Source organism: Streptomyces capitiformicae (genome assembly GCF_002214185.1).
Taxonomy (GTDB): Bacteria; Actinomycetota; Actinomycetes; order Streptomycetales; family Streptomycetaceae; genus Streptomyces; species Streptomyces capitiformicae.
Genome location: NZ_CP022161.1, coordinates 5,162,650 through 5,185,013 on the forward strand (window position 1 = coordinate 5,162,650; position 22,364 = coordinate 5,185,013).

Sequence of the window (22,364 nt, forward strand, 5' to 3'; positions counted from 1 at the left end):
CCCGACGAATGGACACAACCCTCTGACCTGCGCATCGTTTCCGCAGGTCAGAGCACATGACAACGGTGTTCAGTGCCGCGTTGCTCCATACCCCCCACCCGTAGTTGACTGTGATCGCGAGCCGAACGCAGTGGGCAGCACAACAGGATCGGGAAGGACGGATTCCATGGGGGCTGGGCACGATCACGGGCACGCGCATCACGCGCCGACCACGGGTACCGCGGCAGCCGCGTACCGGGGGCGGCTGCGGGTCGCACTGTCGATCACGCTCGCCGTCATGGTGGTCGAGATCGTCGGCGGTGTTCTCGCCGATTCGCTCGCGCTCATCGCGGACGCCGCGCACATGGCGACGGACGCGGTCGGCCTCGGCATGGCACTCCTCGCGATCCACTTCGCGAACCGCCCGGCGAGCGGTAACCGTACGTTCGGTTATGCACGCGCCGAGATACTCGCGGCGCTCGCCAACTGTCTGCTGCTGCTCGGTGTCGGCGGCTATGTGGTGATCGAGGCGGTCCAGCGTTTCGTCACGCCCGCGGGGACCGAGGGCGGGCTCTCCCTCGTGTTCGGTGGGATCGGCCTGGTCGCCAACATGATCTCGCTGACCCTGCTGATGCGGGGCCAGAAGGAGAGCCTGAACGTACGGGGTGCCTTCCTGGAGGTGGCCGCGGACGCGCTCGGCTCGGTGGCCGTGATCCTGTCCGCCGCGGTCATCCTGCTCACCGGCTGGCAGGCCGCCGACCCGATCGCCTCGCTGGTCATCGGCCTGATGATCGTGCCGCGGACGGTGAAGCTGCTGCGTGAGACCCTCGACGTGCTCCTGGAGTCGGCCCCCAAGAACGTCGACATGGCCGAGGTGCGCGCCCACATCCTCGCGCTGCCGGGGGTCGAGGACGTCCACGACCTGCACGCCTGGACCATCACCTCCGGCATGCCGGTCCTCTCCGCCCATGTCGTGGTCGGTTCGGACACCCTGGACTCCATCGGCAACGAGAAGATGCTCCACGAGCTCCAGGGCTGCATCGGCGACCACTTCGACGTGGAGCACTGCACCTTCCAGCTCGAGCCCGGCGGTCACGCGGCGCACGAGGCGAAGCTGTGCCACTGAGCCCACGCAGCGGCGGGGAGTCGACGGTCCTCGTCCTGAGCCATCCGGAATAGTCCTCACGCCTCGGTTTCGCACATGCATCCGGGTATGCCATCCGGCCGGGTTTCGACGTGTCCCCGCGCGGGGTGCGGGGGTAGGACATGCGGGTTGGAGTGAAGTGCCGGGAGTGCCGGATTCGTGCGGCAGACTTGGGACTCGAAGGACGAAGCGAAGGATGGGCATGCCGATCACACCTGCCACCGCGATGCACGGTTCATTGAACGGCACCACGGAAGCGATCCTGCTGGAACTGGTCGACGAGGACGGCACGACGATCGGCACGGCGGAGAAGCTCTCCGCGCATCAGCCGCCCGGGCAACTGCACCGGGCGTTCTCCGTCTTCCTCTTCGACGAGCGCGGCCGGCTGCTGCTCCAGCAGCGCGCGCTCGGGAAGTACCACTCCCCCGGCGTCTGGTCGAACACCTGCTGCGGTCACCCCTACCCGAGCGAGTCCCCGTTCGCGGCGGCCGCGCGGCGGACGTACGAGGAGCTGGGGGTATCCCCGGCGCTGCTCGGCGAGGCGGGCACGGTCCGCTACAACCACCCGGACCCGGCCTCGGGCCTGGTGGAGCAGGAGTTCAACCATCTGTTCGTCGGCCTGGTGCAGGCCCCGCTGCGGCTGGACCCCGCCGAGGTCGCGGCCACGGCGTTCGTGACCCCGGCCGAGCTGGCGGAGCGCCACGCCAAGGACACCTTCTCGTCCTGGTTCATGACGGTCCTGGACGCGGCCCGCCCGGCGGTCAGAGAGCTGACGGGCCCGTCCGCGGGCTGGTGACCGTCACCTCTGGAACGGGTTCGCGGGCTTGAGGGGCAGTGCGGCCCAGATCACCTTGCCGCCGGTCGTGGTGTGCTCCACGTCGCACACCCCGCCCGCTTCCCGGGTGATCTCGCGCACCAGCAACAGCCCCCGGCCGCCGAGCCGACCGTGGTCGGTCTCCAGGGCGGTCGGGCGGTAGGGGTGGTTGTCCTCCACCGACAACCGCACCCACTCGGCCCCGACAGCGACCTCGACGGCGAGCGTCGGTGACAGGAGCGCCGCGTGTTTGACGGCGTTCGTCACCAACTCGGAGACGATCAGCAGAAGCCCTTGGAGAAGGTCGTCCGAGATCGGCACGCCCTGTCGGACAAGCAGTTCCCGGACGGCGCGCCGCGCGTGCGGCACCGAGGCGTCGACGGCGGCAGCGGTGAACCGCCAGACCCCTTCGTACGGCAGCGTTCCCGGCGACCTCGGGTCGTCGGGGACGTGCCCGCCGCCTCCAGGGCGTGGGTCGCCCGCGCGCCCTTGGTCGTCCATGGTCCGGTCGCCACCCTTGCGCTCGATTGTCACCACATGTCAAGTGTTGGTTACTCAGCGCGTTTAGCGGGTGACTGAACACAAGACAGCATGAATCGGTGATATTCGACCGTCCGCGCTCGGTTTGGGCGGCCGAACGATCGCTCCAGTGCGAGGTTCGCCGGTTTCGGAACTATTCGGGTTGTACGGGTTCGATGCCCGACCCGCACCCCGCACCCGGTCGATCACTCTCCGTGATCAGGATCCCGGCTTGATCGTTGCGAGCGCGAGAGTGACTAGCATCCGGTGCATGGAGCCTCAGCTGCTGCACACCGTCGCCGACGGCATCGCGACCGTCGTCGTTCACCACCCGGCCAAGCGCAACGCCATGACGGCCGGCATGTGGCGGGCCCTGCCGCCACTGCTCGACCAACTGGCCGCCGACACCGCCGTACGGGCGCTGGTGCTCATCGGGGAGGGCGGGACGTTCTGCGCGGGGGCCGACATCTCCACGCTGCGGGAGTCACCGGGTGAGGCCCAGGGGCTGGCCGTGCTCGCCGAGGAGGCGCTCGCGGCCTTCCCGAAGCCGACGCTCGCGGCGATCCGCGGGCACTGCGTGGGCGGTGGCGCGCAGCTGGCGGCGGCCTGTGATCTCCGCTTCGCGGAGGAGGGGGCCCTGTTCGGGATCACCCCCGCCAAGCTGGGCATCGTCTATCCGGCTTCCTCGACACGGCGGTTGGTGGCGCTGGTCGGGCCTGGTACGGCCAAGTTCCTGTTGTTCTCCGGTGAGTTGATCGACGCGGAGCGGGCGCTGCGTACGGGGCTGGTGGACGAGGTACTGCCCGAGGGCGAACTGGGCAAGCGAGTCGTGGAGTTCACGCGGGTGCTGGTCTCGCGCTCGCGGTTGACGCAGGCGGCGGCCAAGGAGTTCGCGAACGGCCGTACCGACCGGGACGCCTACTGGGCCGAGCAGGCGCGCGGCAGCGGCGACACGGCGGAGGGGGTCGCCGCGTTCCTGGAGCGCAGGGAGCCGCGGTTCACCTGGACGGTGTGAGACCCGCCCGGTGGTTCACGGGTTCACGTCAAGGCGAAGCGGCTGTTGGTGCGGAACTCCTCCACGAGGTGGGCGGGGGCCTTGTGCGGGGCGCCCGCGTCGTAGGGCGGCTGCGGGTCGTACTCCGTCATCAGCTGTACGGCCTGGGCGTGTTCGTCGCCCGCGATCCGGCCCACGAGTGTCAGGCCCATGTCGATACCGGAGGACACCCCGGCCGCCGTGACGTACTTGCCGTCGATCACGACCCGCTCCCCGGTGGGTTCGGCGCCGTACTGCTTCAGGAAGTCCAGGGCCAGCCAGTGGGAGGTGGCGCGGCGGCCTTCGAGCAGCCCGGCGGCGGCGAGCAGCAGGGAACCGGTGCACACAGAGGTCGTCCAGGTGCTCGTGCGGTCGGCGGTGCGCAGCCAGTCGAAGAGGCGCTCGTTCTCCATCTGCGCGAATTGGCCGGGGCCGCCCGGGACGACGACGAGGTCGGGGCTCGGGACCTCGGCGAGCGTCTTGTCGGCGGTGATCGCGAGGGCCCCGGTGTCGCTGCGGACGGGCCCGGTCTCCTCGGCGACGAAGACGAGCTCCGCGTCCGGGAGTCGGCCCAGAGTCTCGTACGGACCCACCGCGTCGAGGGCGGTGAAGCGGTCGAACAGGACGATGGCGATCTGCATCGGGATTCCTTTCGGTGAGGTCGGCTCAGTCGGCCAGAGCCGGGCGGAAGCGGCGGCGGTACTCCGCCGGGGCCGTGCCGAGGGCTTTCACGAAGGCGCGGCGCATGGCCTCGGAGGTGCCGTAGCCGCAGGTTCGGGAGATCTCCTCGACGCCGTCGGAGGTGTCTTCGAGGAGGCGGCGGGCGTGTTCGAGACGGACGCGGTCGACGTAGCGGCCCGGGGTCATGCCCGTCTCGGCCTGGAAGGCGCGGGCGAAGTGGCGGGGCGAGAGGCTGGCACGGGCGGCCAGCCTCTCGACGCTCAGGTCGTCGCCGGGGTGCTCGGTGATCCACTGCTGGACCTCGCGGAGCGGTTCGCGCCGGGCGGTCTGGGCAGCGAGTTGGGCGCTGAACTGGGCCTGGTTGCCCGGTCGGCGCAGGAAGACGACCAGGTGGCGGGCGATGGAGAGGGCGACCTCGCGGCCCAGGTCCTCTTCCACGAGCGCCAGGGCGAGGTCGATTCCGGAGGTGACGCCGGCCGAGGTGGCGATGTGGCCGTCGCGGATGTAGATGGGGTCCGGGTCGACCTCGACCGCCGGGTGGTCGCGGGCCAGCTTGGGGCAGTACGCCCAGTGGGTGGTCGCCCGGCGGCCGTTCAGGAGGCCCGCCTCGGCGAGCAGGATCGCGCCGGTGCAGACCGAGACCAGGCGCTCCGCGCGCGGGCCGTGTTCACGCAGCCAGGCGACGACCTCCGGGGCCGGGTTCCGGGTGCCGTGGCCTCCCGGGACGAGCAGCGTGTGCGAGGCGGGCGCGGCGGTGAGGGAGTGGTCCGGGACGAGGGTGAGGCCGCTGGAGGTGCGTACGGGGGCGCCGTCGAGGGAGGCCGTGCGGATGCGGTACGTCCCCGGGGCGTGGAGTTCCGCGCCGGCGAAGACCTCCAACGGGCCCGTGACGTCGAGGCTCTGCACACCGTCGAAGAGGACGGCCAGGACGGTTCGCATGTCCTCGATTCTTGGGCGGGTGACGGATGGCCGCAATGACGAGTAGCCCACCTTTTCTGCCACGGCAGTGTCGAGGGGCAGGCACCCCCTGCCTCGCGAACCAACCAGTCGGTAACCTGCCGGACATGACCTCTTCTCTGCCGGAGCGCGCCGGTCGGCGCTGCCACAACCTCCTCAATCCGCTTCACTCCGCGCACTACTTCGCGCCGGACCTCGGGCGGGAACTGGCCACCGTGGGGATCGAAGACCCGAGCGCGGCGTACTTCGCGGTGCGGGCCGCGGCGATGGGCGAGGTCGGGGCCGGCGTGGTCACAGCGACGTTCTTCAACTTCCGGTACGAGCGGGTGGCGGAGCATGTCCCGGCAGTGTGGGAGACGGCCGCTCCCGCGGTGGTGCTGGCGGCGCGTGAACGGGCCGTCGACGCCTCGCTGCGGCGGCTGCTCGGCGAGGAGCTGATCGGCGCCAAGGAGGTCGCCGAGGCGGCGGAGCTCGCGCTGCGCGCCACCGAGGCGTGTGTACGGACCGCCCGCCCCCTGTACGCGGCGCACGCCGATCTGCCCGTTCCCGCACCACCGCACCTCGCGCTGTGGCACGCGGCGACCCTGCTGCGGGAGCACCGGGGCGACGGGCATCTCGCCGTGCTTCTCGACGCCGACCTCGATCCGGTCGAGGCCCTGGTCAGCCATACCGCGACCGGCAAGGGCATGTCCCCGAAGTGGGTCCTCGCCACACGCGGCTGGACCCGGGACGAGTGGGACGCGGCGAGCGAACGGCTCCGGGAGCGGGGGCTGCTCGACGGCGCGGGCGAGCTGACGGAGGCGGGTGTCTCGCTGCGCAAGGAGGTCGAGGCCGCGACGGACCGTCTTGATCTGGCACCGTACGAGCACCTGGGCGCGACCGCGGTCGAACGGCTCACCGAACTGACGACGGGGCTCGTGACAACGATGCTCACCGCCGGGGCGTTCCCCGCGGGGATGGTCGGCAAGGGCTGAGCAACGCGCATGAAGAGCGAGGGGCGCGGTACCCGGTTCCTTCCTGGCCCTGCCGGTCGGGAGAGGAAAGGGGAAGTTCGTGTTCCGTGCGATCGCAGACGTGCTGCGGCAGATCGGAGGAGCCATCGCGACGGTCGTGACACTGCCGTTCCGGGCCCTGGCCCGGCTCTTCGGCGGTGCGTCGAGCTCCACCCACCGCACCGGACGGACCCGCCGGGCCTGACCCCGGCCGCGAACCGACGAGCGGCTCGTGCCGCCCTGATCCCCCGTTGTCGGCGCCACCTGCCACAATTGCCGCGCAACCTCAGTGGAGAAGGCGGTACGGGATCGTGACGACACCCGGATCCATCGAAGTAGGGTCCATCGAAGGCAGGATCGCCGAGGAACTCGGCGTACGGGAGCGGCAGGTGAAGGCCGCGGTCGAGCTGCTCGACGGCGGTTCGACCGTGCCCTTCATCGCCCGCTACCGCAAGGAAGCGACCGAGATGCTCGACGACGCGCAGCTGCGCACGATCGAGGAGCGGTTGCGGTATCTGCGCGAGCTGGAGGAGCGGCGGACGGCGATCCTCGAATCAGTGCGCGAGCAGGGCAAGCTGACGCCCGAGCTGGAGGCGCAGATCCGCGGCGCCGAGACCAAGGCACGGCTGGAGGACATCTACCTCCCCTTCAAGCCGAAGCGGCGCACGAAGGCGCAGATCGCCCGTGAGGCCGGGCTCGAACCACTGGCCGAGGGGCTGCTGGGCGACCCGACCGTGGAGCCCCTCGCGGCTGCCGCGGCCTTCGTCGACGCCGACAAGGGGGTCGCCGATCCACAGGCTGCCCTGGACGGCGCGCGGGCCATCCTCACCGAGCGGTTCTCGGAGGACGCCGACCTGATCGGCGAGCTGCGCGAGCGCATGTGGGTACGAGGCCGGCTGGCCGCGAAGGTCAAGGACGGCAAGGAGGAGGCCGGCGCCAAGTTCGCCGACTACTTCGACTTCGCCGAGCCGTTCACCGAGCTGCCCTCGCACCGGATCCTGGCGATGCTGCGCGGCGAGAAGGAGGAGGTCCTCGACCTCGTCCTGGAGCCGGAGGAGCCGACGGACGGTCCTTCGTCGTACGAGGGGATCGTCGCCCACAAGTTCGGGATCGCCGAGCGCGGGCGCCCGGCCGACAAGTGGCTGACGGACACGGTCCGTTGGGCCTGGCGGACCCGCATTCTCGTCCACCTCGGCATCGACCTGCGGCTGCGGCTGCGTACGGCCGCCGAGGACGAGGCGGTGAACGTGTTCGCGGCGAACCTGCGCGACCTGCTGCTCGCCGCCCCCGCCGGTACGCGCGCGACGCTTGGCCTCGACCCCGGTTTCCGTACGGGTGTGAAGGTCGCCGTGGTCGACGCGACCGGCAAGGTGGTCGCCACCGATGTCATCTACCCGCACGTCCCGGCCAACAGGTGGGACGAGGCCATCGCCAAGCTGGCGCGGCTCGCCAAAGAGCACGCGGTCGAGCTGATCGCGATCGGCAACGGTACGGCGTCCCGGGAGACCGACAAGCTCGCCGGTGAACTGATCACCAAGCATCCGGAGCTGAAGCTCACCAAGGTGATGGTGTCCGAGGCGGGCGCGTCCGTGTACTCGGCGTCGGCCTTCGCCTCGCAGGAGCTGCCCGGCATGGATGTGTCGCTGCGGGGTGCGGTCTCGATCGCGCGCCGGCTTCAGGATCCGCTGGCCGAGCTGGTGAAGATCGACCCGAAGTCGATCGGTGTCGGGCAGTACCAGCACGACCTGTCCGAGGTGAAGCTCTCGCGTTCGCTGGACGCGGTGGTCGAGGACTGTGTGAACGGCGTCGGCGTCGATGTGAACACGGCGTCCGCCCCGCTGCTGGCGCGGGTCTCCGGCATCTCCTCCGGCCTCGCGGAGAACATCGTGGCGCACCGCGACGCCAACGGTCCGTTCAAGTCGCGTGCCGAGCTGAAGGGCGTCGCCCGGCTCGGTCCGAAGGCGTACGAGCAGTGCGCGGGCTTCCTGCGGATCCGGGGCGGGGACGATCCGCTGGACGCGTCCAGCGTGCACCCCGAGGCGTACCCCGTGGTGCGGCGGATGGTGCAGACCTCCGGTCAGGAGGTGGCGGCGCTCATCGGCAACACGGCGGTGCTGCGGTCGCTGCGGGCGGACGCCTTCGTCGACGAGACGTTCGGTCTGCCGACCGTGACGGACATTTTGAAGGAGCTGGAGAAGCCGGGGCGTGACCCCCGGCCGGCCTTCAAGACGGCGACCTTCAAGGAGGGCGTCGAGAAGATCTCCGACCTCGTCTCCGGGATGGTCCTGGAGGGAGTCGTAACGAATGTGGCGGCCTTCGGGGCGTTCATCGACGTCGGTGTCCACCAGGACGGGCTGGCACATGTCTCCGCGCTGTCCAAGACGTTCGTCAAGGACCCGCGGGATGTGGTGAAGCCCGGTGACATCGTCAAGGTGAAGGTCCTCGACGTCGACATTCCGCGGAAGCGGATCTCGCTGACGCTGCGGTTGGATGACGAGGCCGCGCCCAAGGGGCAGGGGCAGCCGGGTGGGGGTTCCCGGCCCCAGCGGGGCGCTCGTGGGTCTCAGCCGCCACGGCAGCAGGGGCGTGGGGGTGGTGGCGGTTCCCGCCAGGGGGGCGGCGTGCCGGCTCCGGCGAACAGTGCCATGGCGGATGCGTTGCGGCGGGCGGGGTTGGTGGATCCCAAGCGGCGTTGAGGTCGCGGCGGGGGTTCTCGCCCCCGCCGCCCCTACCCGTTCCCATACCCAGGGGCGCGGGGAACTGCGCGATCAGCCCCCACCCACCCGCACAGACGAACTCACCGCAGCAAAACCCCGATCACTGGCTTTCCGTCAGCTTTCCCGCGGCTACCTCCAGGCGTCTTGTCACCCTTACCGCGTCCAGCATGCGGCGGTCGTGGGTGACCAGGAGCAGTGTCCCCTTGTAGGAGTCCAGGGCGGATTCCAGTTGCTCGATCGCCGGGAGGTCCAGGTGGTTCGTGGGCTCGTCGAGGATCAGGAGGTTGACGCCTCGGCCCTGGAGGAGGGCCAGGGCGGCGCGGGTGCGTTCGCCTGGGGAGAGGGTGATCGCGGGGCGTAGGACGTGGTCGGATTTGAGGCCGAACTTGGCGAGGAGAGTGCGGACTTCGACCGGTTCGGTGTCGGGGACGGCCGCGCGGAAGGCGTCCAGCAGTGACTCGGGGCCGTGGAAGAGGCCGCGGGCCTGGTCGACCTCGCCGACGAGGACGCCGGAGCCGAGGGCTGCGTGGCCCGCGTCGAGGGGGATGCGGCCGAGCAGGGCGCCCAGCAGGGTCGACTTGCCCGCGCCGTTCGCGCCGGTGATGGCGATCCGGTCCGCCCAGTCGATCTGCAATGACACCGGGCCGAAGGAGAAATCGCCCCGCCGTACCTCCGCGTCTCGGAGGGTGGCGACGACCGCGCCGGAGCGCGGGGCCGCGGCGATCTCCATGCGCAGCTCCCACTCCTTGCGCGGCTCCTCCACGACGTCGAGCCGTTCGATCATGCGCTGCGTCTGCCGGGCCTTCGCGGCCTGCTTCTCGCTCGCCTCGCTGCGGAACTTGCGGCCGATCTTGTCGTTGTCGTTGCCCGCCTTGCGCCGAGCGTTCTTGACGCCCTTGTCCATCCAGGAGCGCTGCATCTGGGCGCGGTCCTGGAGGGCGGTCTTCTTGTCGGCGTACTCCTCGTAGTCCTCGCGCGCGTGCCGCCGGGCCGTCTCGCGTTCCTCCAGGTAGGCCTCGTAACCGCCGCCGTAGAGGTTGATCTCGTTCTGCGCGAGGTCGAGTTCGAGGACCTTGGTGACGGTGCGGGTGAGGAACTCGCGGTCGTGGCTGACGACCACCGTGCCCGCGCGAAGGCCGGCGACGAAGCGTTCGAGTCGTTCCAGGCCGTCGAGGTCGAGGTCGTTGGTGGGCTCGTCGAGGAGGAAGACGTCGTAGCGGGAGAGGAGGAGGGAGGCGAGGCCGGCCCGGGCCGCCTGGCCGCCCGAGAGGCCGGTCATGGGCTGGTCCAGATCGACGCCGAGGCCGAGGGAGTCGGCGATCTCCTCCGCCCGTTCGTCGAGGTCGGCGCCGCCCAGGCCGAGCCAGCGCTCCAGGCTGGTCGAGTACGCGTCGTCCGCGCCCGGGGCGCCGTCGACGAGAGCCTGCGTGGCCTCGTCCATCGCACGCTGGGCCTCGGCCACCCCCGTGCGCCGGGCGAGGAACTCCCGTACTGTCTCGCCCTCCCGGCGCTCCGGCTCCTGCGGCAGATGACCGACGGTCGCCGTGGGCGGGGAAAGGCGCAGCTCCCCCTGTTCCGGTGGGAGCAGCCCCGCGAGCAGCCGGAGCAGCGTGGACTTGCCCGCGCCGTTGGCGCCGACCAGCCCGATCACATCACCGGGGGCGACGACGAGGTCGAGCCCGGAGAAGAGCGAGCGGTCGCCGTGGCCGGCGGCGAGGTTCTTGACGACGAGGGTGGCGGTCACAGGGGGCGATCCTAACGACAGCGTGCCCAACGTCCCAGCGCCGGCCTCATCGTGCCATCGGCTCCACCAGTACCGTCCCCGATGTCCGGGCCACGATGAACGATTCTCCCTTCACGGCCTTCGCATCCAGGCCGATGCGGTGTTGGCCTGCGGGGAGGATGCCGTCGAAGAAGCGGTAGGTGTGCGTCCGGTACAGGCGGTCGAGGCGGTAGGCGGTCAGTTCGACGCGGCAGGTGGAGGTGATCTCGATGCCGGCCTGTCCGTCGGCGGCGATGAGGCGGGTGAGGCGGCGCTGCTGGGCCGGGCTGCGGTCGAGGGCGTGTTCGATCTGGGCGACGAGGAGCGGGATGATCGGGGCGAGCCCGTCGACGTACGCGACCTGGACCCCGGCGCGCTCGAAGGTCCGCCGTACGTCGGCGCGGTCCGCCTCGCCGACGGCCCGGCCGAAGGCCACCGCACCGTAGGTGCGCAGTTCCTCGGGGGGCACGCCGGTGGCGTCCTGCACTATGTCGGCGCCGATACCGATGGCGCGCAGGGCGGCGGCGAGTTTGGCGAGGACGGCTACGCGGGCACCGATGAGGAGAACCCGGCGGCGGGCCGCCGTCTCGTCGGCGGTCTCGCGCAGCAGGGACTGCAGTGCGCTCCGGTACTCGGGGCCGTGGAACCGGAAGGGACCGATGCCCGTGTAGCCGTTCAGTTTGAGGTCGGCCTCCTCCTCCGTCTGCCACGCGAAGTCGCGCCACACATAGTCGTCGCCGGCCCGCTCTATCACCGCGGTCACGGCACCACAGGCGAGGTCGGCGCATTCCGGACAGCCGTAGATGACATACCGGCCATCCGGCAGGGGAGCTTCGGCCTCCAGGAGCAGGCTGCGTACCTGGGCGCTGAAGATGGAGGGCGGGACGTCGGAGGCGAGAGGGGAGACGGCGTCGAGGTCGGAGAGCTGGAACAGCAGCGGGCGTCCGTCGACGATGAAGTCCACGAAGTCCCGGTGCACTTGGTAGGCACCGTTGGCGAGGACGCCACCGGCTCGCATCGCCGGTGCCAGGCCGAAGGTCGCGTACTCGGCAGACATGCTGTGAGTATCCCCACAAATTCCGACTTGTGAGCACGGCATGACATATTCCGCTAACGTCCCCTCGTGACCAGGGAATCGAACAGTGACGTGATCGTGGTCGGTGGCGGAGTCGTCGGGCTGGCGACGGCCGTCGTTCTGGCGGAGAGCGGCCGACGGGTACGGGTCTGGACACGTGAGCCCGTGGAGCAGACGACGTCCGCCGTCGCGGGCGGACTGTGGTGGCCGTACCGGATCGAGCCGGAGGCGCTCGTCGGTGAGTGGGCGCTCGCGACGCTGGCCATGTACGAGGAGTTGGCGGCCCGGCCCGACGAGACGGGCGTACGCATGGTCGAGGGCGTACATGGCGGGACCACACTGGACGGGCTCGGTGCGTGGGCCTCACATGTGCCGGGGCTGCGGGCGGCCACCGCCGAGGAGTACGCCGGGACGGGCCTGTGGGCGCGGTTGCCGGTCATCGACATGCCGGCCCATCTGGGGTGGCTGCGCCAGCGGTTCGTCGCGGCGGGCGGGACAGTCGAGGAGCGTACGGTCACGGATCTCGCCGCGGTCGACGCGCCGGTCGTGGTCAACTGCACGGGGCTCGGCGCGCGGGAGTTGGTGCCGGATCCGGCCGTGCGGCCGATTCGGGGGCAGTTGGTCATCGTGGAGAACCCCGGGATCACCACGTGGCTCGGCTTGGTGAACGGCGCCGACGCGAAGAGTACGTACTTCATACCGCAGCCGGATCGGTTGATCCTCGGTGGTACGGCGGAGGAGGACGACTGGTCGCTCACGCCGGATCCGGTGGTCGCCGAGGAGATCGTTGCCCGGTGTGTGGCGGTGCGGCCCGAGATCGCGGGGGCGCGGGTGCTGGAACACCGAGTGGGGTTGCGGCCCGCCCGCCCGGCGGTCCGCCTGGAGCGGGTACCGCTGGAGGGCGGGCGGGCACTGGTGCACAACTACGGGCACGGTGGGGCCGGGGTCACGGTGGCGTGGGGTTGCGCTCAGCAGGCAGCACAACTCGCTGCCGGGTAATCATCAGGGGGGCAGGGCTGCATCGATATGCGGCTCCGCCGCGTGGGCGCGAGCAACCCACCCCAACCCGCACCGACGAACTCACCGCGCCCCAAGGGAGTTCACTCGTGCCCAACCGGGTCGCCCTCCACCTCCGTCCCCTGCCCCGGCCCCACCCTGATCTCGAACTCGCCGTCGTACCGCGTGTGTCCCTGGACGACGGCCAGTTCGACCGCCGCGGAGGCCATCTCCTCGCGGACGATGATGGGGTCGCGGCGCAGGTCCCGCATCAGCGCCACGCACATGCCGATCATCACGAGCACGAAGGGCGCGGCGGCCAGGATCGTGAGGTTCTGCAGGCCGGTGAGGGCGTCTCCCTGACCGCTGCCGACCAAAAGCATGATCGCGGCGACGGCCCCGGTGACCACACCCCAGAAGACGACGACGAAACGGCCGGGTTCGAGGGCGCCGCGTTGCGAGAGCGTGCCCATGACGATGGAGGCCGCGTCGGCGCCGGAGACGAAGAAGATACCGACCAGGATCATCACGAGCAGGCTGGTCACCGTGGCGATGGGGAACTCGTTGAGCACGGCGAAGAGTTGGCCCTCGGGGGTCGATTCGTCGCCGAGTCGGCCCTGTTCCTGGAGCTTCATCGCCGTGCCGCCGAAGACGGCGAACCAGACGAGACTGACCGAGCTGGGGACGAGGATGACGCCGCCGACGAACTGGCGGATGGTGCGGCCACGGCTGATGCGGGCGATGAACATGCCGACGAACGGCGTCCAGGAGATCCACCACGCCCAGTAGAAGACGGTCCAGCTGCCGAGCCAGTCGGCAACGCCCTGGCCGCCGGACGCCTCGGTACGGCCCGCGAGTTGGGGCAGGTCACCGAGGTAGGAGAAGACCGAGGTGGGGAGCAGGTCGAGGACGAGGATCGTCGGGCCCGCGACGAACACGAAGACGACGAGCAGCAGGGCCAGCACCATGTTGGTGTTGGACAGCCACTGGATGCCCTTCTCCACACCGGACACCGCGGAGGCCACGAACGCCAGGGTCAGTACGGCGATGATGGCGACGAGCAGCCCGGTGCTCACCTTGTCCATCCAGTCCAACTCCTGGACGCCCGAGCCGATTTGGAGCGCGCCGAGGCCGAGGGACGCCGCCGAGCCGAAGATGGTGGCGACGATCGCGAGGATGTCGATGATCCGGCCGCCGGTGCCGTTCGCGTGTTTCTCGCCGATCAGCGGGGTGAAGACGGCGCTGATGGTCTGGCGGCGGCGTTTGCGGAAGGTGCTGTAGGCGATACCGAGGCCGACGACCGCGTAGATCGCCCAAGGGTGCAGCGTCCAGTGGAAGAGGGTGGTCGCCATGGCCGTTTCCATGTACTCGCCGGAGCCCTCGGGGTTCGTGCCGGGTGGGGGCGAGGTGTAGTGCGCGAGGGGCTCGCTGACGCCGTAGAACATCAAGCCGATGCCCATGCCGGCGCTGAACATCATCGCGACCCAGGACACCGTGCGGAACTCGGGCTTCTCGCCCTCGACGCCGAGGTGGATACGGCCGTAGCGGCTGACGGCGAGCCACAGTGCGAAGACCACGAAGCAGGAGGCGGCGAGCATGAAGGCCCAGCCGCCGTTGTGGATCAGACCGCTCAGCATCTTGCCGGAGACGTCTTCGAGCGAGTCGGTCGCGAGGGCGCCCCACAGCACGAAGGCCAGGGTGAGCGCCGCCGTCACACCGAACACGACGCGGTCCGTCCGGGGCCGCCCGCCGCCGGGGAGACCCGCCTCCGAGCCCGGAAGCGCGCCTCCCCCGTGGTGGGTGGTTTGGTGATCGTGCGTCACAGATGGAACCTTTCCGCGAGTGGCTGGAACTGAGCTACGCCTGCCCACTGAGCCCTCCCGCATGTGACGCCGGTCCCCCCTTTTTTCAGCAGGTGGCGTCGGGCTCCCCCACCGTCAGGCGGTACGGTGCCCGCTCGTCGAACAGCAGCGGGACGAGGGCGCGCAGTTGCTGGCGCAGCGGGACGAGTACGCCGTCGCCGTCACGGTCGGGCCGCGCGCGGACTCCGTGCAGGGCCAGTTCGTCCGCGAACTCCTCGTACTGCTGCGCGGTGAGCCGGTAGCCGCACGGCGGGTCCTGGATCACCTCGGCTGGTTCGGCGGGGTCGTTGTCGGCGCCGCCGAGGTAGACCGGCCCGGTGTCGCGCAGGCCGGCGAGACGGGCCGCGCCGGTCGCCGCGTCGACCTGTCGGCCGCGTTCACCGACGAAGCCGAACAGGCCCTTGAGGGCCGCCAGTTGGGAGTTCACCCGGCGCAGGTTGTTCGCCTGCTCCGTGGTGCCGTCCGTCAGCGGTTCCACTCGGCTTTCGATGAGCAGTCCGACGGCGTGCTTGATTCCGGACATGTTCCGCAGGATGCGTTCCTGGCCGTCGCCCGCGACCTGGCGGATCGGTTCGCCGGTCACCGGGTCGGTCCAGATGCCGTACGTGCCCGTCGAGTAGCCCGCCGACCCCGCGACCGGGCGTACGTGGTCCAGAGACAGGTTCCGCGCCTCGGTGTGCACGGCCGCGTCGGTGTTGAGGTTGCGCGGCCAGAGGTCGAACAGGTCCTTGTCGTAGTACCGGGGTGTGGCGGTGTATTCGTGCAGGTCGTAGACGACATCGGGCTTGCGGTCGCGGACGACGGCGGCGAGCACCCGGGCCTCGGCCGTCTTCAGCGCCAGATGGTCACGGTTGATGTCGACGCCGTCGCTGTTGCCCCGGGTGTCGGCGGCCCGGCCGTCGGGGTTGGCGGTGGGCACGACGAGCACGGTGGTGCTCTTCAGCAGCCGCTCGGTCCGCTTGTCCTTGGCGTGGGCGAGATCGCGGATCGTGGTGAGGCAGGCCTCACGGCCGGAGGGCTCGTCGCCGTGCTGGCTGCAGATGAGGAGCATCGTGCGGGAGGTGGGGCGGGTACCGATGCGGACGAGTCGCAGCGGGCGGTCCTGTTTCGTGGTGCCGATGCGGGCGATCGACACACGGTCGCTCGCCCGGTCCACGGCGGCCAGGAACTCCCGCTCCTCGGGCTGGCTGGTCCAGCGGGCGCCGCCGGAACGCTCGAATCCGGTGCGCGGCAGGGGCGCAGTGGTGTCGTCCGTGGCGTACGCGGGTGCCGAGAGCAGGGGTACGGCGATGGCGGCAGCGGCGATCAGCATCGCGATACGTGGGGATCTACGGGGGATTCTCATGAGCCGCTGCCCGGGATGCGCGCGGTGCTGCCCGGGTCGCGTACACCGTCGAGGACGGAGGCGTCCGGTGTCTTCGCCGTGGGGCCCGCCGTGGCCTTCGTGAAGGCCGTCGCGCCGCCGACCAGCGGTACCTGCGCGGAGGTGCGCCTGAGGTCGATGGTCAGCGTCGGGGTGGTCGACGGCGGGTCGAGGAGGCCGTTGTCGGTACCCGCGATGATCAGGGCGAGGCGGTGGCCCTTCGGGACGACGTGGTCGGTCGCGTGGAGGTCGAGGGTGATCGTGTACGGGGCGCCCGGGGTGAGCGGGGCTCCCGTGTCGGAGGAGTGATTGCCGAGGTCGGCCCAGCCTCGGCTGACGATCGTGTACTCGACGTCGGCCGTCTTGGCGGCGGTCTCCCGGAAGCAGGAACTGTCGCCGGTGGTACTGGGACCCCAGCAGGTGCGCTCGGTGAGGGTGGTGATGCCCTCGCCGGCGGTGGCGTAGTCGCGGATCGTGTCCGGGCCGAGGTCCACGAGGATGGCCGAGAGGTGGGCGGTCGAGGTGGTGGGCGTGGCGGTGACGGTCACCTTGGAGGAGCCGGACAGGCGCAGTTGCCCGGTGAGCGGCCCGGTGGCGAAGCCCGCCTTCTCGGGGGTGGCCTTGTCGACGTACGCGGCCCAGTCGGTCTCGCTCAGGGCCGGGTTGTCGGTGAAGGTCTCGGTGCCGGTCCGCCCCCGCAGGCCGAGGGTGCCGACGCCCGGCTCACTGCCCTTGGCCGGGCGGAGTGTCGTGACCTGGGTGCCGCGCGGGGGCCAGACCGTGGAGGTCTCCCACTGGTCGGGGTGGCGTTCGATGTCGGCCATGGGTTCGTCGTCGATCCCGTTGTCGTAGCCGAGGAGTTCGTGGTCGAACCAGCGGTGCAGGGTGTCGACCCACTCGGCGCGGCGGAAGTCGAAGGGGTCGACGTGGCCGACCTGGGAGAGCCAGATCTTGCGCTCGACACCGTGCTTGGCGAGGGCGTCCCACCACTGTCCGAAGTGCTTGGGGCGGACGTTGAGGTCCTGCTGGCCGTGGATGACGAAGACGCTGGCGTCGATCTTCGGTACGTCCTTGACGTAGTCGCGCTCGGTCCACAGTGGGGTCCGGTCGCCGGTGCGCGGGGCGCCGTCGACGAGTTCCTGCTGGACAGCGGCGCACTTGGTGCGGGCGTCCGGGCTCTCCACGTAGTCGGACAGCCAGTCGGGGCCGGAGTTGTACAGGGGAGCGCCCTTGGCGAAGTAGTAGTCGTACCAGGACGAGATGGCACCGATCGGAACGATGGTCTCCAGGCCCTCGACCCCGGTGGCGGCCACACCATTGGCGATCGTGCCGTCGTAGCTCTTGCCGATCATGCCGGTCCTGCCGTTGGTCCAGCCGGCCTTCGCCTTCGTCGAGCCCGTGCGCGTGGTGTACGCCTTGCCGCGGCCGCCCAGCCAGTCCACAACCGCCTTCGCGGACTGGATGTCGGAGCGGCCGCCGACGTCGACACAGCCGTCGGAGCGGTTGGTTCCGGCGAGGTCGACGGCGACGAAGGCGTAGCCGCGGGGCACGAAGTAGTTGTCGTAGAACAGCGGCATCTGGACGACGTTCCCGTTCGCGTCGTACGTCTTGCGCTGTCCCTCGTTGCCGCGTCCACAGCAGGAGTAGTAGGGACTCGCGTCCATGATCACGGGGATCTTGCGGCCGCGCCGGTCGGGTTCACTCGGGCGGACGATGTCGACGGCGACACGGTCCGTCCTGCCGTCGCTGTCGCCGTCGAGTCCGGTGTCCACCCATACCGCCTCGCGGATGGCGTTGTCGTACGAGTAGATCGGCTCGCTCTTCCGGGGCGTCGTCGTGGTGTCGGCGACGGCCGGGGTGAGGAAGCCGGCTGTGAGTGCGGCGGTCATGGCCGCCGTGGCGAGCGGTCTCCAGGTCGTGAAGCGTGGGCGTCCCGCGGGTATCGGCATGGGTCGGACGGTACTGCGGTCAACTGCCGTGTAAAAGAGGGCCTATTGGGGTGACGGGCGCTGACAGCTCGGGATGTTGCTGCTGACTGCTGGCTTGTTGTGGCTGGTCGCTCCCCCACTCTCGGCTTCGCTCGAGCGGGAGGGACCCCCATCGCGGCGGAGCCGCATATCGATACAGCCCCGCGCCCCTGGGGCCCTTCTGATGGATCTCCGTGGGAGAAGGAGCGGCGTTCGGTGCGTGCTCTCGGCGTGCCGGGCGGAAGCCCTCGTAGCGAGCTTGGGTTCCAGTGGTCGTCGCGACGCCGCGGAGAGCCATCAGAAGGGCCCTAAGGGCGCGGCTGCGGCTGGGGCTTGGCTTCGATGCGTTCGCCGATGACCCTGCTCGCCAGGTTCGAGGCCAACTCCGATGCGTAGAGGCGGAGTTCGGTCTCGGCCCGCCTGCGGTCGGCTGTGATGCGGGCGTGGCCCTCGGTGAGGATCGTCGTGTACTGGCGTTGGCCGTCCGCGCGTGCGGCGGCGATCAGGGCCGCGCCCTCCTCGAACGCTCGCTGGCGGATCCGGGCGGCGTCGTGGCGGGCCTCGGCGAGCGTCGCGGCCGCGTCCGCCTGCTTGCGCTCGGCCTCCTCCCGTACGGCTTCGGCGTGCGCCTCGGCTCCCCTGGTCGCGGCTTCCCGGTCGTCGAGGACGCGCTGGATCCGGGGCACCAGTCGGACGAAGAAGAGAAGCACGAACGCGAACAGCACCGCCGCGACGACGAGTTCCGCGACCGGGGGGTTCAACGGGCCGATGTCCACCGGGAGAAGATCCATACCGGTGACTTACCCGCTCACCCGCGCGAGGCATCGCACATGTGCGCCAGAGTTGGCCGACAATCGTCGGCTGTTCACCCCAACGGCCGCCGTTCGGTCCCGTCAGTCCCCGTGGTCGTACACCGTCACGGCTATCCCCCGCCGTATGAGCCGGTCGGTGATCAGCGGCTCGACACAGGACCACTTGCCGCCCGCGAGGCCGCAGCCGATGCGCGGCATGTGGACCGAGGCTTCCAGCTCCAGCGCTTTGTCGGCGAGCCGGCCGAGGGCCGTGTCGATCGCCTCGTAGCGGACGGGTACGCCCTTGCTGCCCGTGCGGGTGCCGCGCTGGCCTATCAGGTTGGCGACCCAGGTGTACGGGCCCACCTGGACGAACTGGGCGGCGCCGAGGCCGAAGTCGTTGCGGGCGCGGTCGCGGTGCCAGGCACGGTAGGCGGCCTCCGGTTCCGGCCAGCGGCGGGACAGGGCTAGGACGAAGCCCTTGCCCCAACCGCCGATGTCGTTGCTGACATGAGCGATGATCTTGACGCCCTTGCCCAACGGCACGGTGGCGTCACCTCGGACGTACGTGATCCCCGACATGACGCCACCGTACGGCCCACCACTGACAATGGCCCTGACCTGCGGCTTCGTGCGGGCTCGACGGCTCGGTGGTTTCACAGCACCGGTGAGACAGCGATACTGCTCTGCATGACGACCGACACCGGGAAGGACTCCGGAGAAGGCGCGGGAGAAGGCACCGGAGAGCGCGCCCTCACCGTCGACGAGCTGGCCGCGCGAGCGGGGGTCACGGTGCGGACCGTCCGCTTCTACGGCACCAAGGGCCTGCTGCCGCCGCCGGTGATCGGTCCGCGCCGGGTCGGCCACTACGGGCGCGACCACCTCGCCCGGCTCGCGCTGATCGAGGAGCTCCAGCGGCAGGGCATGACCCTCACGGCCATCGAGCGGTATCTGCGTCGGCTGCCGCCGGATCTCACGCCGCGCGACCTCGCCCTGCAGCGGGCGGTGGTGGCCTCCTGGGCGCCGGATGCGGTGGAGACGGTGACGTGGGAGGCGCTCGACGAGCGGGCGGGGCGAGTCCTGGCCGCGGAGGATGTGGAGCGGCTCGTGGCGATGGGCGTGGTCGAGCGGGACGGCGACAGCGACGGTGACGTTTTTCGGGTGGACCCCGGTCTGTTGCGGCTCGGTGTGGAGCTCCTCGACGTACCTCTCTCCCCGGAGTCGATCCTGGCCGCCCGGAACGTACTGATCGAGCATGCGCGTGCGGCGGCTCATGAGCTGTCCGGACTCTTTCGGGACGCCGTCGCGGACCGCGATCCGCAGGCGGTCAAGTCCCTGTCGGCTCATATGCAACCGCTGGTCGTGCAGGCTCTGTTGACCACCTTTCAGCGGTCGCTGAAGGAGGAGCTGCGGGGGTGGATGGAGGAAGCTTGATCCACCCGGAGCCGGCCGCCGCCGGTGGTGCTGTCGCGTGTGAGCAGGGGCTGCGCCACCAGCCCCCACCCACCTGCGCCCGGGGGTTCACCCGTCGCTGAAGCGCTCCCCCTTCTCCGCCTTCTCCACCAGCAGTGCCGGCGGGGTGAAGCGGGCGCCGTAGCGGTCGGCCAGTTGCCGTGCTCGGGCTACGAAGCCGGGCAGGCCGCCCTCGTAGCCGTTGATGTACTGGAGGACGCCGCCGGTCCAGCCGGGGAAGCCGATGCCGAAGATGGAGCCGATGTTGGCGTCGGCGACCGACGTGAGGACGCCTTCCTCCAGCAGGCGGACGGTGTCCAGGGCCTCGGAGAAGAGCATGCGTTCCTGCATGTCCTCGAAGGGGATTCGGTGGCCGGGCTTGGTGAAGTGTTCACGGAGGCCGGGCCAGAGTTTGGTGCGGCGGCCGTCGGGGCCGTAGTCGTAGAAGCCCGCTCCGCCGCTGCGGCCGGGGCGTCCGAACTCGTCGACCATGCGGTCGATGACGGCCTCGGCCGGGTGGACGTCCCAGGTGCCGCCCGCCTCCTCCACTGCCCGGCGCGTCTCGGCGCGGATCTTGCGGGGCAGGGTCAGCGTCAGCTCGTCCATCAGGGAGAGGACCTTGGCGGGGTAGCCCGCCTGGGCCGCCGCCTGTTCGACAGACGCGGGCTCGATGCCCTCGCCGACCATGGCCACGCCCTCGTTGATGAAGTGGCCGATGACGCGGGAGGTGAAGAAGCCCCGTGAGTCGTTGACGACGATCGGGGTCTTCTTGATCTGCCGGACGAGGTCGAAGGCGCGGGCCAGGGCCTCGTCACCCGTCTGCTCGCCCTTGATGATCTCGACGAGCGGCATCTTGTCGACGGGTGAGAAGAAGTGCAGGCCGATGAAGTCGGACTGGCGGGCGACGCCCTTGGCCAGTTCGGTGATGGGGAGGGTGGAGGTGTTGGAGCAGAGGAGTGCGTCCGGTGCCACCACCGACTCGATCTGCTGGAAGACCTCGTGCTTGAGCTGGGTGTTCTCGTACACCGCCTCGATGACCGCGTCGCAGCCCGCGAGGTCGGCCGCCTCCGCGGTGGGCGTGATGCGGGCGAGGAGCGCGTCGGCCTTCTGCTGCGTCGTACGGCCCCTGGACACCGCCTTCGCGCACAGTCTCTCCGAGTAGCCCTTGCCCTTCGTGGCCGCTTCGAGGGACACGTCCTTCAGGACGACCTCGATGCCCGCGCGGGCGCACGCGTACGCGATACCGGCGCCCATCATCCCGGCGCCGAGGACGGCGACCTTGCGGACCTGGCGGGGCTCGATCCCCTGGGGGCGATTGGCGCCGGAGTTTACGGCCTGGAGGTCGAAGAAGAAGGCCTGGATCATGTTCTTGGACGTCTGACCCGCCGCCAGCTCCGCGAAGTAGCGGGCCTCGATGACCTGGGCGGTCTCGAAGTCGACCTGGGCGCCCTCGACAGCCGCGGCGAGGATGCGCCGGGGGGCCGGGTAGGGCGCGCCGTTGGTCTGCTTGCGCAGGGTGGCGGGGAAGGCGGGCAGGTTCGCCGCGAACTTGGGGTTGGACGGCGTACCGCCGGGGATCCGGTAACCGGGCTTGTCCCAGGGCTGTTGCGACTCGGGGTTGGCGTCGATGAAGGCCCGGGCTTTCGCCATCAACTCGTCCTGGGTGGCGGCCACTTCGTGGATGAGGCCGTTCTGGAGGGCGCGCTGCGGGGTGTACTGGGTGCCTTGCAACAGCACCTTCAGCAGGGCGTCGGCGATGCCCATCAGCCGTACGGTGCGGACGACGCCGCCGCCTCCGGGGAGCAGGCCGAGGGTGACCTCGGGGCAGCCGATCTTGGAGCCGGGGGCGTCGAGGGCGATCCGGTGGTGGCAGGCGAGGGCCAGTTCGTAGCCGCCGCCCAGGGCCGCGCCGTTCATCGCGGCGACGACCGGCTTGCCCAGGGTCTCGATGCGGCGCAGATGGCGCTTGATGTCCAGGCCGCCGTCGAAGAGTTGCTGTGCGGTGTCCGGGGTGACCCGGATGAGGTCGCGCAGGTCGCCGCCGGCGAAGAAGGTCTTCTTGGCGGAGGTGATGATGATGCCGCGGATGGAGTCCTTCTCGGCCTCGAGGCGGTCGACGATCACCGCGAGGGAGGCGCGGAACGCCTCGTTCATGGTGTTCGCGGACTGGTTCGGGTCGTCGAGGACGAGGGTGACGAGACCGGTCCGGTCCTGTTCCCAGCGGATGGTGCTGCTCTCGGTCATGACGGGGTCTTTCGTA

The 22,364-nt window shown here is 70.2% G+C and carries 19 protein-coding genes; 8 read left to right on the top strand and 11 right to left on the bottom strand.

The genetic code is table 11. The features are described from left to right. Positions 1–166: 166 nt before the first annotated feature. A complete protein-coding gene (locus CES90_RS23000; RefSeq protein WP_189786441.1) occupies positions 167–1,105 on the top strand; it encodes a cation diffusion facilitator family transporter in 939 nt (312 codons plus the stop codon). A 220-nt stretch (positions 1,106–1,325) separates the two neighbouring features. Next, positions 1,326–1,919 carry an isopentenyl-diphosphate Delta-isomerase gene (gene idi / locus CES90_RS23005; RefSeq protein WP_189786442.1) on the top strand — a complete coding sequence of 198 codons (594 nt, stop codon included), beginning with the start codon at positions 1,326–1,328 and terminating at the stop codon, positions 1,917–1,919. Positions 1,920–1,922: 3 nt separating this feature from the next. Here the strand turns inward: idi and CES90_RS23010 are convergent, their stop codons facing one another. Next, positions 1,923–2,438 carry an ATP-binding protein gene (locus tag CES90_RS23010; RefSeq protein ID WP_189786480.1) on the bottom strand — a complete coding sequence of 172 codons (516 nt, stop codon included), beginning with the start codon at positions 2,436–2,438 and terminating at the stop codon, positions 1,923–1,925. 289 nt (positions 2,439–2,727) lie between these two features. Between CES90_RS23010 and CES90_RS23015 the strand changes: the two genes are divergently transcribed. Further along, positions 2,728–3,471 (top strand): enoyl-CoA hydratase/isomerase family protein, encoded by a 744-nt coding sequence (locus CES90_RS23015; RefSeq protein WP_189786443.1) that lies wholly within the window; start codon positions 2,728–2,730, stop codon positions 3,469–3,471. 23 nt (positions 3,472–3,494) lie between these two features. On the opposite strand, the gene CES90_RS23020 is transcribed toward CES90_RS23015, so the two are convergent. Then, a complete protein-coding gene (locus CES90_RS23020; RefSeq protein ID WP_189786444.1) occupies positions 3,495–4,130 on the bottom strand; it encodes a DJ-1/PfpI family protein in 636 nt (211 codons plus the stop codon). Between the two features lie 25 nt (positions 4,131–4,155). Further along, on the bottom strand, positions 4,156–5,109 hold the full coding sequence (locus tag CES90_RS23025; RefSeq protein ID WP_189786445.1) for a GlxA family transcriptional regulator: 954 nt from the start codon (positions 5,107–5,109) through the stop codon (positions 4,156–4,158). A gap of 125 nt (positions 5,110–5,234) precedes the next feature. Between CES90_RS23025 and CES90_RS23030 the strand changes: the two genes are divergently transcribed. The 3 genes from CES90_RS23030 (at position 5,235) to CES90_RS23040 (ending at position 8,815) form a co-directional block, all read left to right on the top strand. After that, on the top strand, positions 5,235–6,101 hold the full coding sequence (locus CES90_RS23030; RefSeq protein WP_189786446.1) for an SCO6745 family protein: 867 nt from the start codon (positions 5,235–5,237) through the stop codon (positions 6,099–6,101). Positions 6,102–6,180: 79 nt separating this feature from the next. Next, a complete protein-coding gene (locus CES90_RS23035; protein ID WP_189786447.1) occupies positions 6,181–6,324 on the top strand; it encodes an LPFR motif small protein in 144 nt (47 codons plus the stop codon). A gap of 106 nt (positions 6,325–6,430) precedes the next feature. Next, positions 6,431–8,815, top strand: a complete 2,385-nt coding sequence (locus CES90_RS23040; protein WP_189786448.1) for a Tex family protein — start codon at positions 6,431–6,433, stop codon at positions 8,813–8,815. 121 nt (positions 8,816–8,936) lie between these two features. Here CES90_RS23040 and CES90_RS23045 read toward each other — a convergent pair whose 3' ends face one another. Together CES90_RS23045 and CES90_RS23050 are read right to left on the bottom strand one after the other, a co-directional pair. Next, a complete protein-coding gene (locus CES90_RS23045) occupies positions 8,937–10,580 on the bottom strand; it encodes an ABC-F family ATP-binding cassette domain-containing protein (protein ID WP_189786449.1) in 1,644 nt (547 codons plus the stop codon). A gap of 46 nt (positions 10,581–10,626) precedes the next feature. Beyond that, entirely contained in the window at positions 10,627–11,655 is a 1,029-nt protein-coding gene (locus CES90_RS23050; RefSeq protein ID WP_189786450.1) for an oxidoreductase, read from the bottom strand. 66 nt (positions 11,656–11,721) lie between these two features. Here CES90_RS23050 and CES90_RS23055 point away from each other — a divergent pair, with 66 nt between their 5' ends. After that, positions 11,722–12,672, top strand: a complete 951-nt coding sequence (locus tag CES90_RS23055) for an FAD-dependent oxidoreductase (RefSeq protein ID WP_229914232.1) — start codon at positions 11,722–11,724, stop codon at positions 12,670–12,672. Positions 12,673–12,773: 101 nt separating this feature from the next. On the opposite strand, the gene CES90_RS23060 is transcribed toward CES90_RS23055, so the two are convergent. The 5 genes from CES90_RS23060 to CES90_RS23080 all read right to left on the bottom strand — a co-directional run bounded on the left by CES90_RS23060 (position 12,774) and on the right by CES90_RS23080 (position 19,234). Then, the gene (locus CES90_RS23060; protein ID WP_189786451.1) at positions 12,774–14,492 is read right to left on the bottom strand and encodes a BCCT family transporter; all 1,719 of its coding nucleotides are present in this window, start codon (positions 14,490–14,492) and stop codon (positions 12,774–12,776) included. An 85-nt stretch (positions 14,493–14,577) separates the two neighbouring features. Then, on the bottom strand, positions 14,578–15,843 hold the full coding sequence (locus CES90_RS23065) for a M14 family metallopeptidase (RefSeq protein ID WP_308437908.1): 1,266 nt from the start codon (positions 15,841–15,843) through the stop codon (positions 14,578–14,580). Between the two features lie 29 nt (positions 15,844–15,872). Continuing rightward, a complete protein-coding gene (locus CES90_RS23070; RefSeq protein ID WP_189786453.1) occupies positions 15,873–17,843 on the bottom strand; it encodes a Xaa-Pro dipeptidyl-peptidase in 1,971 nt (656 codons plus the stop codon). A gap of 326 nt (positions 17,844–18,169) precedes the next feature. Then, positions 18,170–18,652 (bottom strand): F0F1 ATP synthase subunit B family protein, encoded by a 483-nt coding sequence (locus tag CES90_RS23075; RefSeq protein WP_189786454.1) that lies wholly within the window; start codon positions 18,650–18,652, stop codon positions 18,170–18,172. 102 nt (positions 18,653–18,754) lie between these two features. Then, positions 18,755–19,234: a macro domain-containing protein gene (locus CES90_RS23080; RefSeq protein ID WP_189786455.1), complete on the bottom strand. Its 480-nt coding sequence runs from the start codon at positions 19,232–19,234 to the stop codon at positions 18,755–18,757. A gap of 108 nt (positions 19,235–19,342) precedes the next feature. Between CES90_RS23080 and CES90_RS23085 the strand changes: the two genes are divergently transcribed. Next, the gene (locus tag CES90_RS23085) at positions 19,343–20,086 is read left to right on the top strand and encodes a MerR family transcriptional regulator (RefSeq protein WP_189786456.1); all 744 of its coding nucleotides are present in this window, start codon (positions 19,343–19,345) and stop codon (positions 20,084–20,086) included. An 87-nt stretch (positions 20,087–20,173) separates the two neighbouring features. On the opposite strand, the gene CES90_RS23090 is transcribed toward CES90_RS23085, so the two are convergent. Next, positions 20,174–22,348 (bottom strand): 3-hydroxyacyl-CoA dehydrogenase NAD-binding domain-containing protein, encoded by a 2,175-nt coding sequence (locus CES90_RS23090; RefSeq protein WP_189786457.1) that lies wholly within the window; start codon positions 22,346–22,348, stop codon positions 20,174–20,176. Positions 22,349–22,364 lie beyond the last annotated feature (16 nt).

Bases quoted from the DNA above. Each gene is read 5' to 3' on its own strand.
- CES90_RS23000 (WP_189786441.1), top strand. From the start codon at position 167: ATGGGGGCTGGGCACGATCACGGGCACGCGCATCACGCGCCGACCACG.
- idi (WP_189786442.1), top strand. From the start codon at position 1,326: ATGCCGATCACACCTGCCACCGCGATGCACGGTTCATTGAACGGCACC.
- CES90_RS23010 (WP_189786480.1), bottom strand. From the start codon at position 2,438: ATGGACGACCAAGGGCGCGCGGGCGACCCACGCCCTGGAGGCGGCGGG.
- CES90_RS23015 (WP_189786443.1), top strand. From the start codon at position 2,728: ATGGAGCCTCAGCTGCTGCACACCGTCGCCGACGGCATCGCGACCGTC.
- CES90_RS23020 (WP_189786444.1), bottom strand. From the start codon at position 4,130: ATGCAGATCGCCATCGTCCTGTTCGACCGCTTCACCGCCCTCGACGCG.
- CES90_RS23025 (WP_189786445.1), bottom strand. From the start codon at position 5,109: ATGCGAACCGTCCTGGCCGTCCTCTTCGACGGTGTGCAGAGCCTCGAC.
- CES90_RS23030 (WP_189786446.1), top strand. From the start codon at position 5,235: ATGACCTCTTCTCTGCCGGAGCGCGCCGGTCGGCGCTGCCACAACCTC.
- CES90_RS23050 (WP_189786450.1), bottom strand. From the start codon at position 11,655: ATGTCTGCCGAGTACGCGACCTTCGGCCTGGCACCGGCGATGCGAGCC.
- CES90_RS23065 (WP_308437908.1), bottom strand. From the start codon at position 15,843: ATGCTGATCGCCGCTGCCGCCATCGCCGTACCCCTGCTCTCGGCACCC.
- CES90_RS23070 (WP_189786453.1), bottom strand. From the start codon at position 17,843: ATGCCGATACCCGCGGGACGCCCACGCTTCACGACCTGGAGACCGCTC.
- CES90_RS23075 (WP_189786454.1), bottom strand. From the start codon at position 18,652: ATGGATCTTCTCCCGGTGGACATCGGCCCGTTGAACCCCCCGGTCGCG.
- CES90_RS23080 (WP_189786455.1), bottom strand. From the start codon at position 19,234: ATGTCGGGGATCACGTACGTCCGAGGTGACGCCACCGTGCCGTTGGGC.
- CES90_RS23085 (WP_189786456.1), top strand. From the start codon at position 19,343: ATGACGACCGACACCGGGAAGGACTCCGGAGAAGGCGCGGGAGAAGGC.
- CES90_RS23090 (WP_189786457.1), bottom strand. From the start codon at position 22,348: ATGACCGAGAGCAGCACCATCCGCTGGGAACAGGACCGGACCGGTCTC.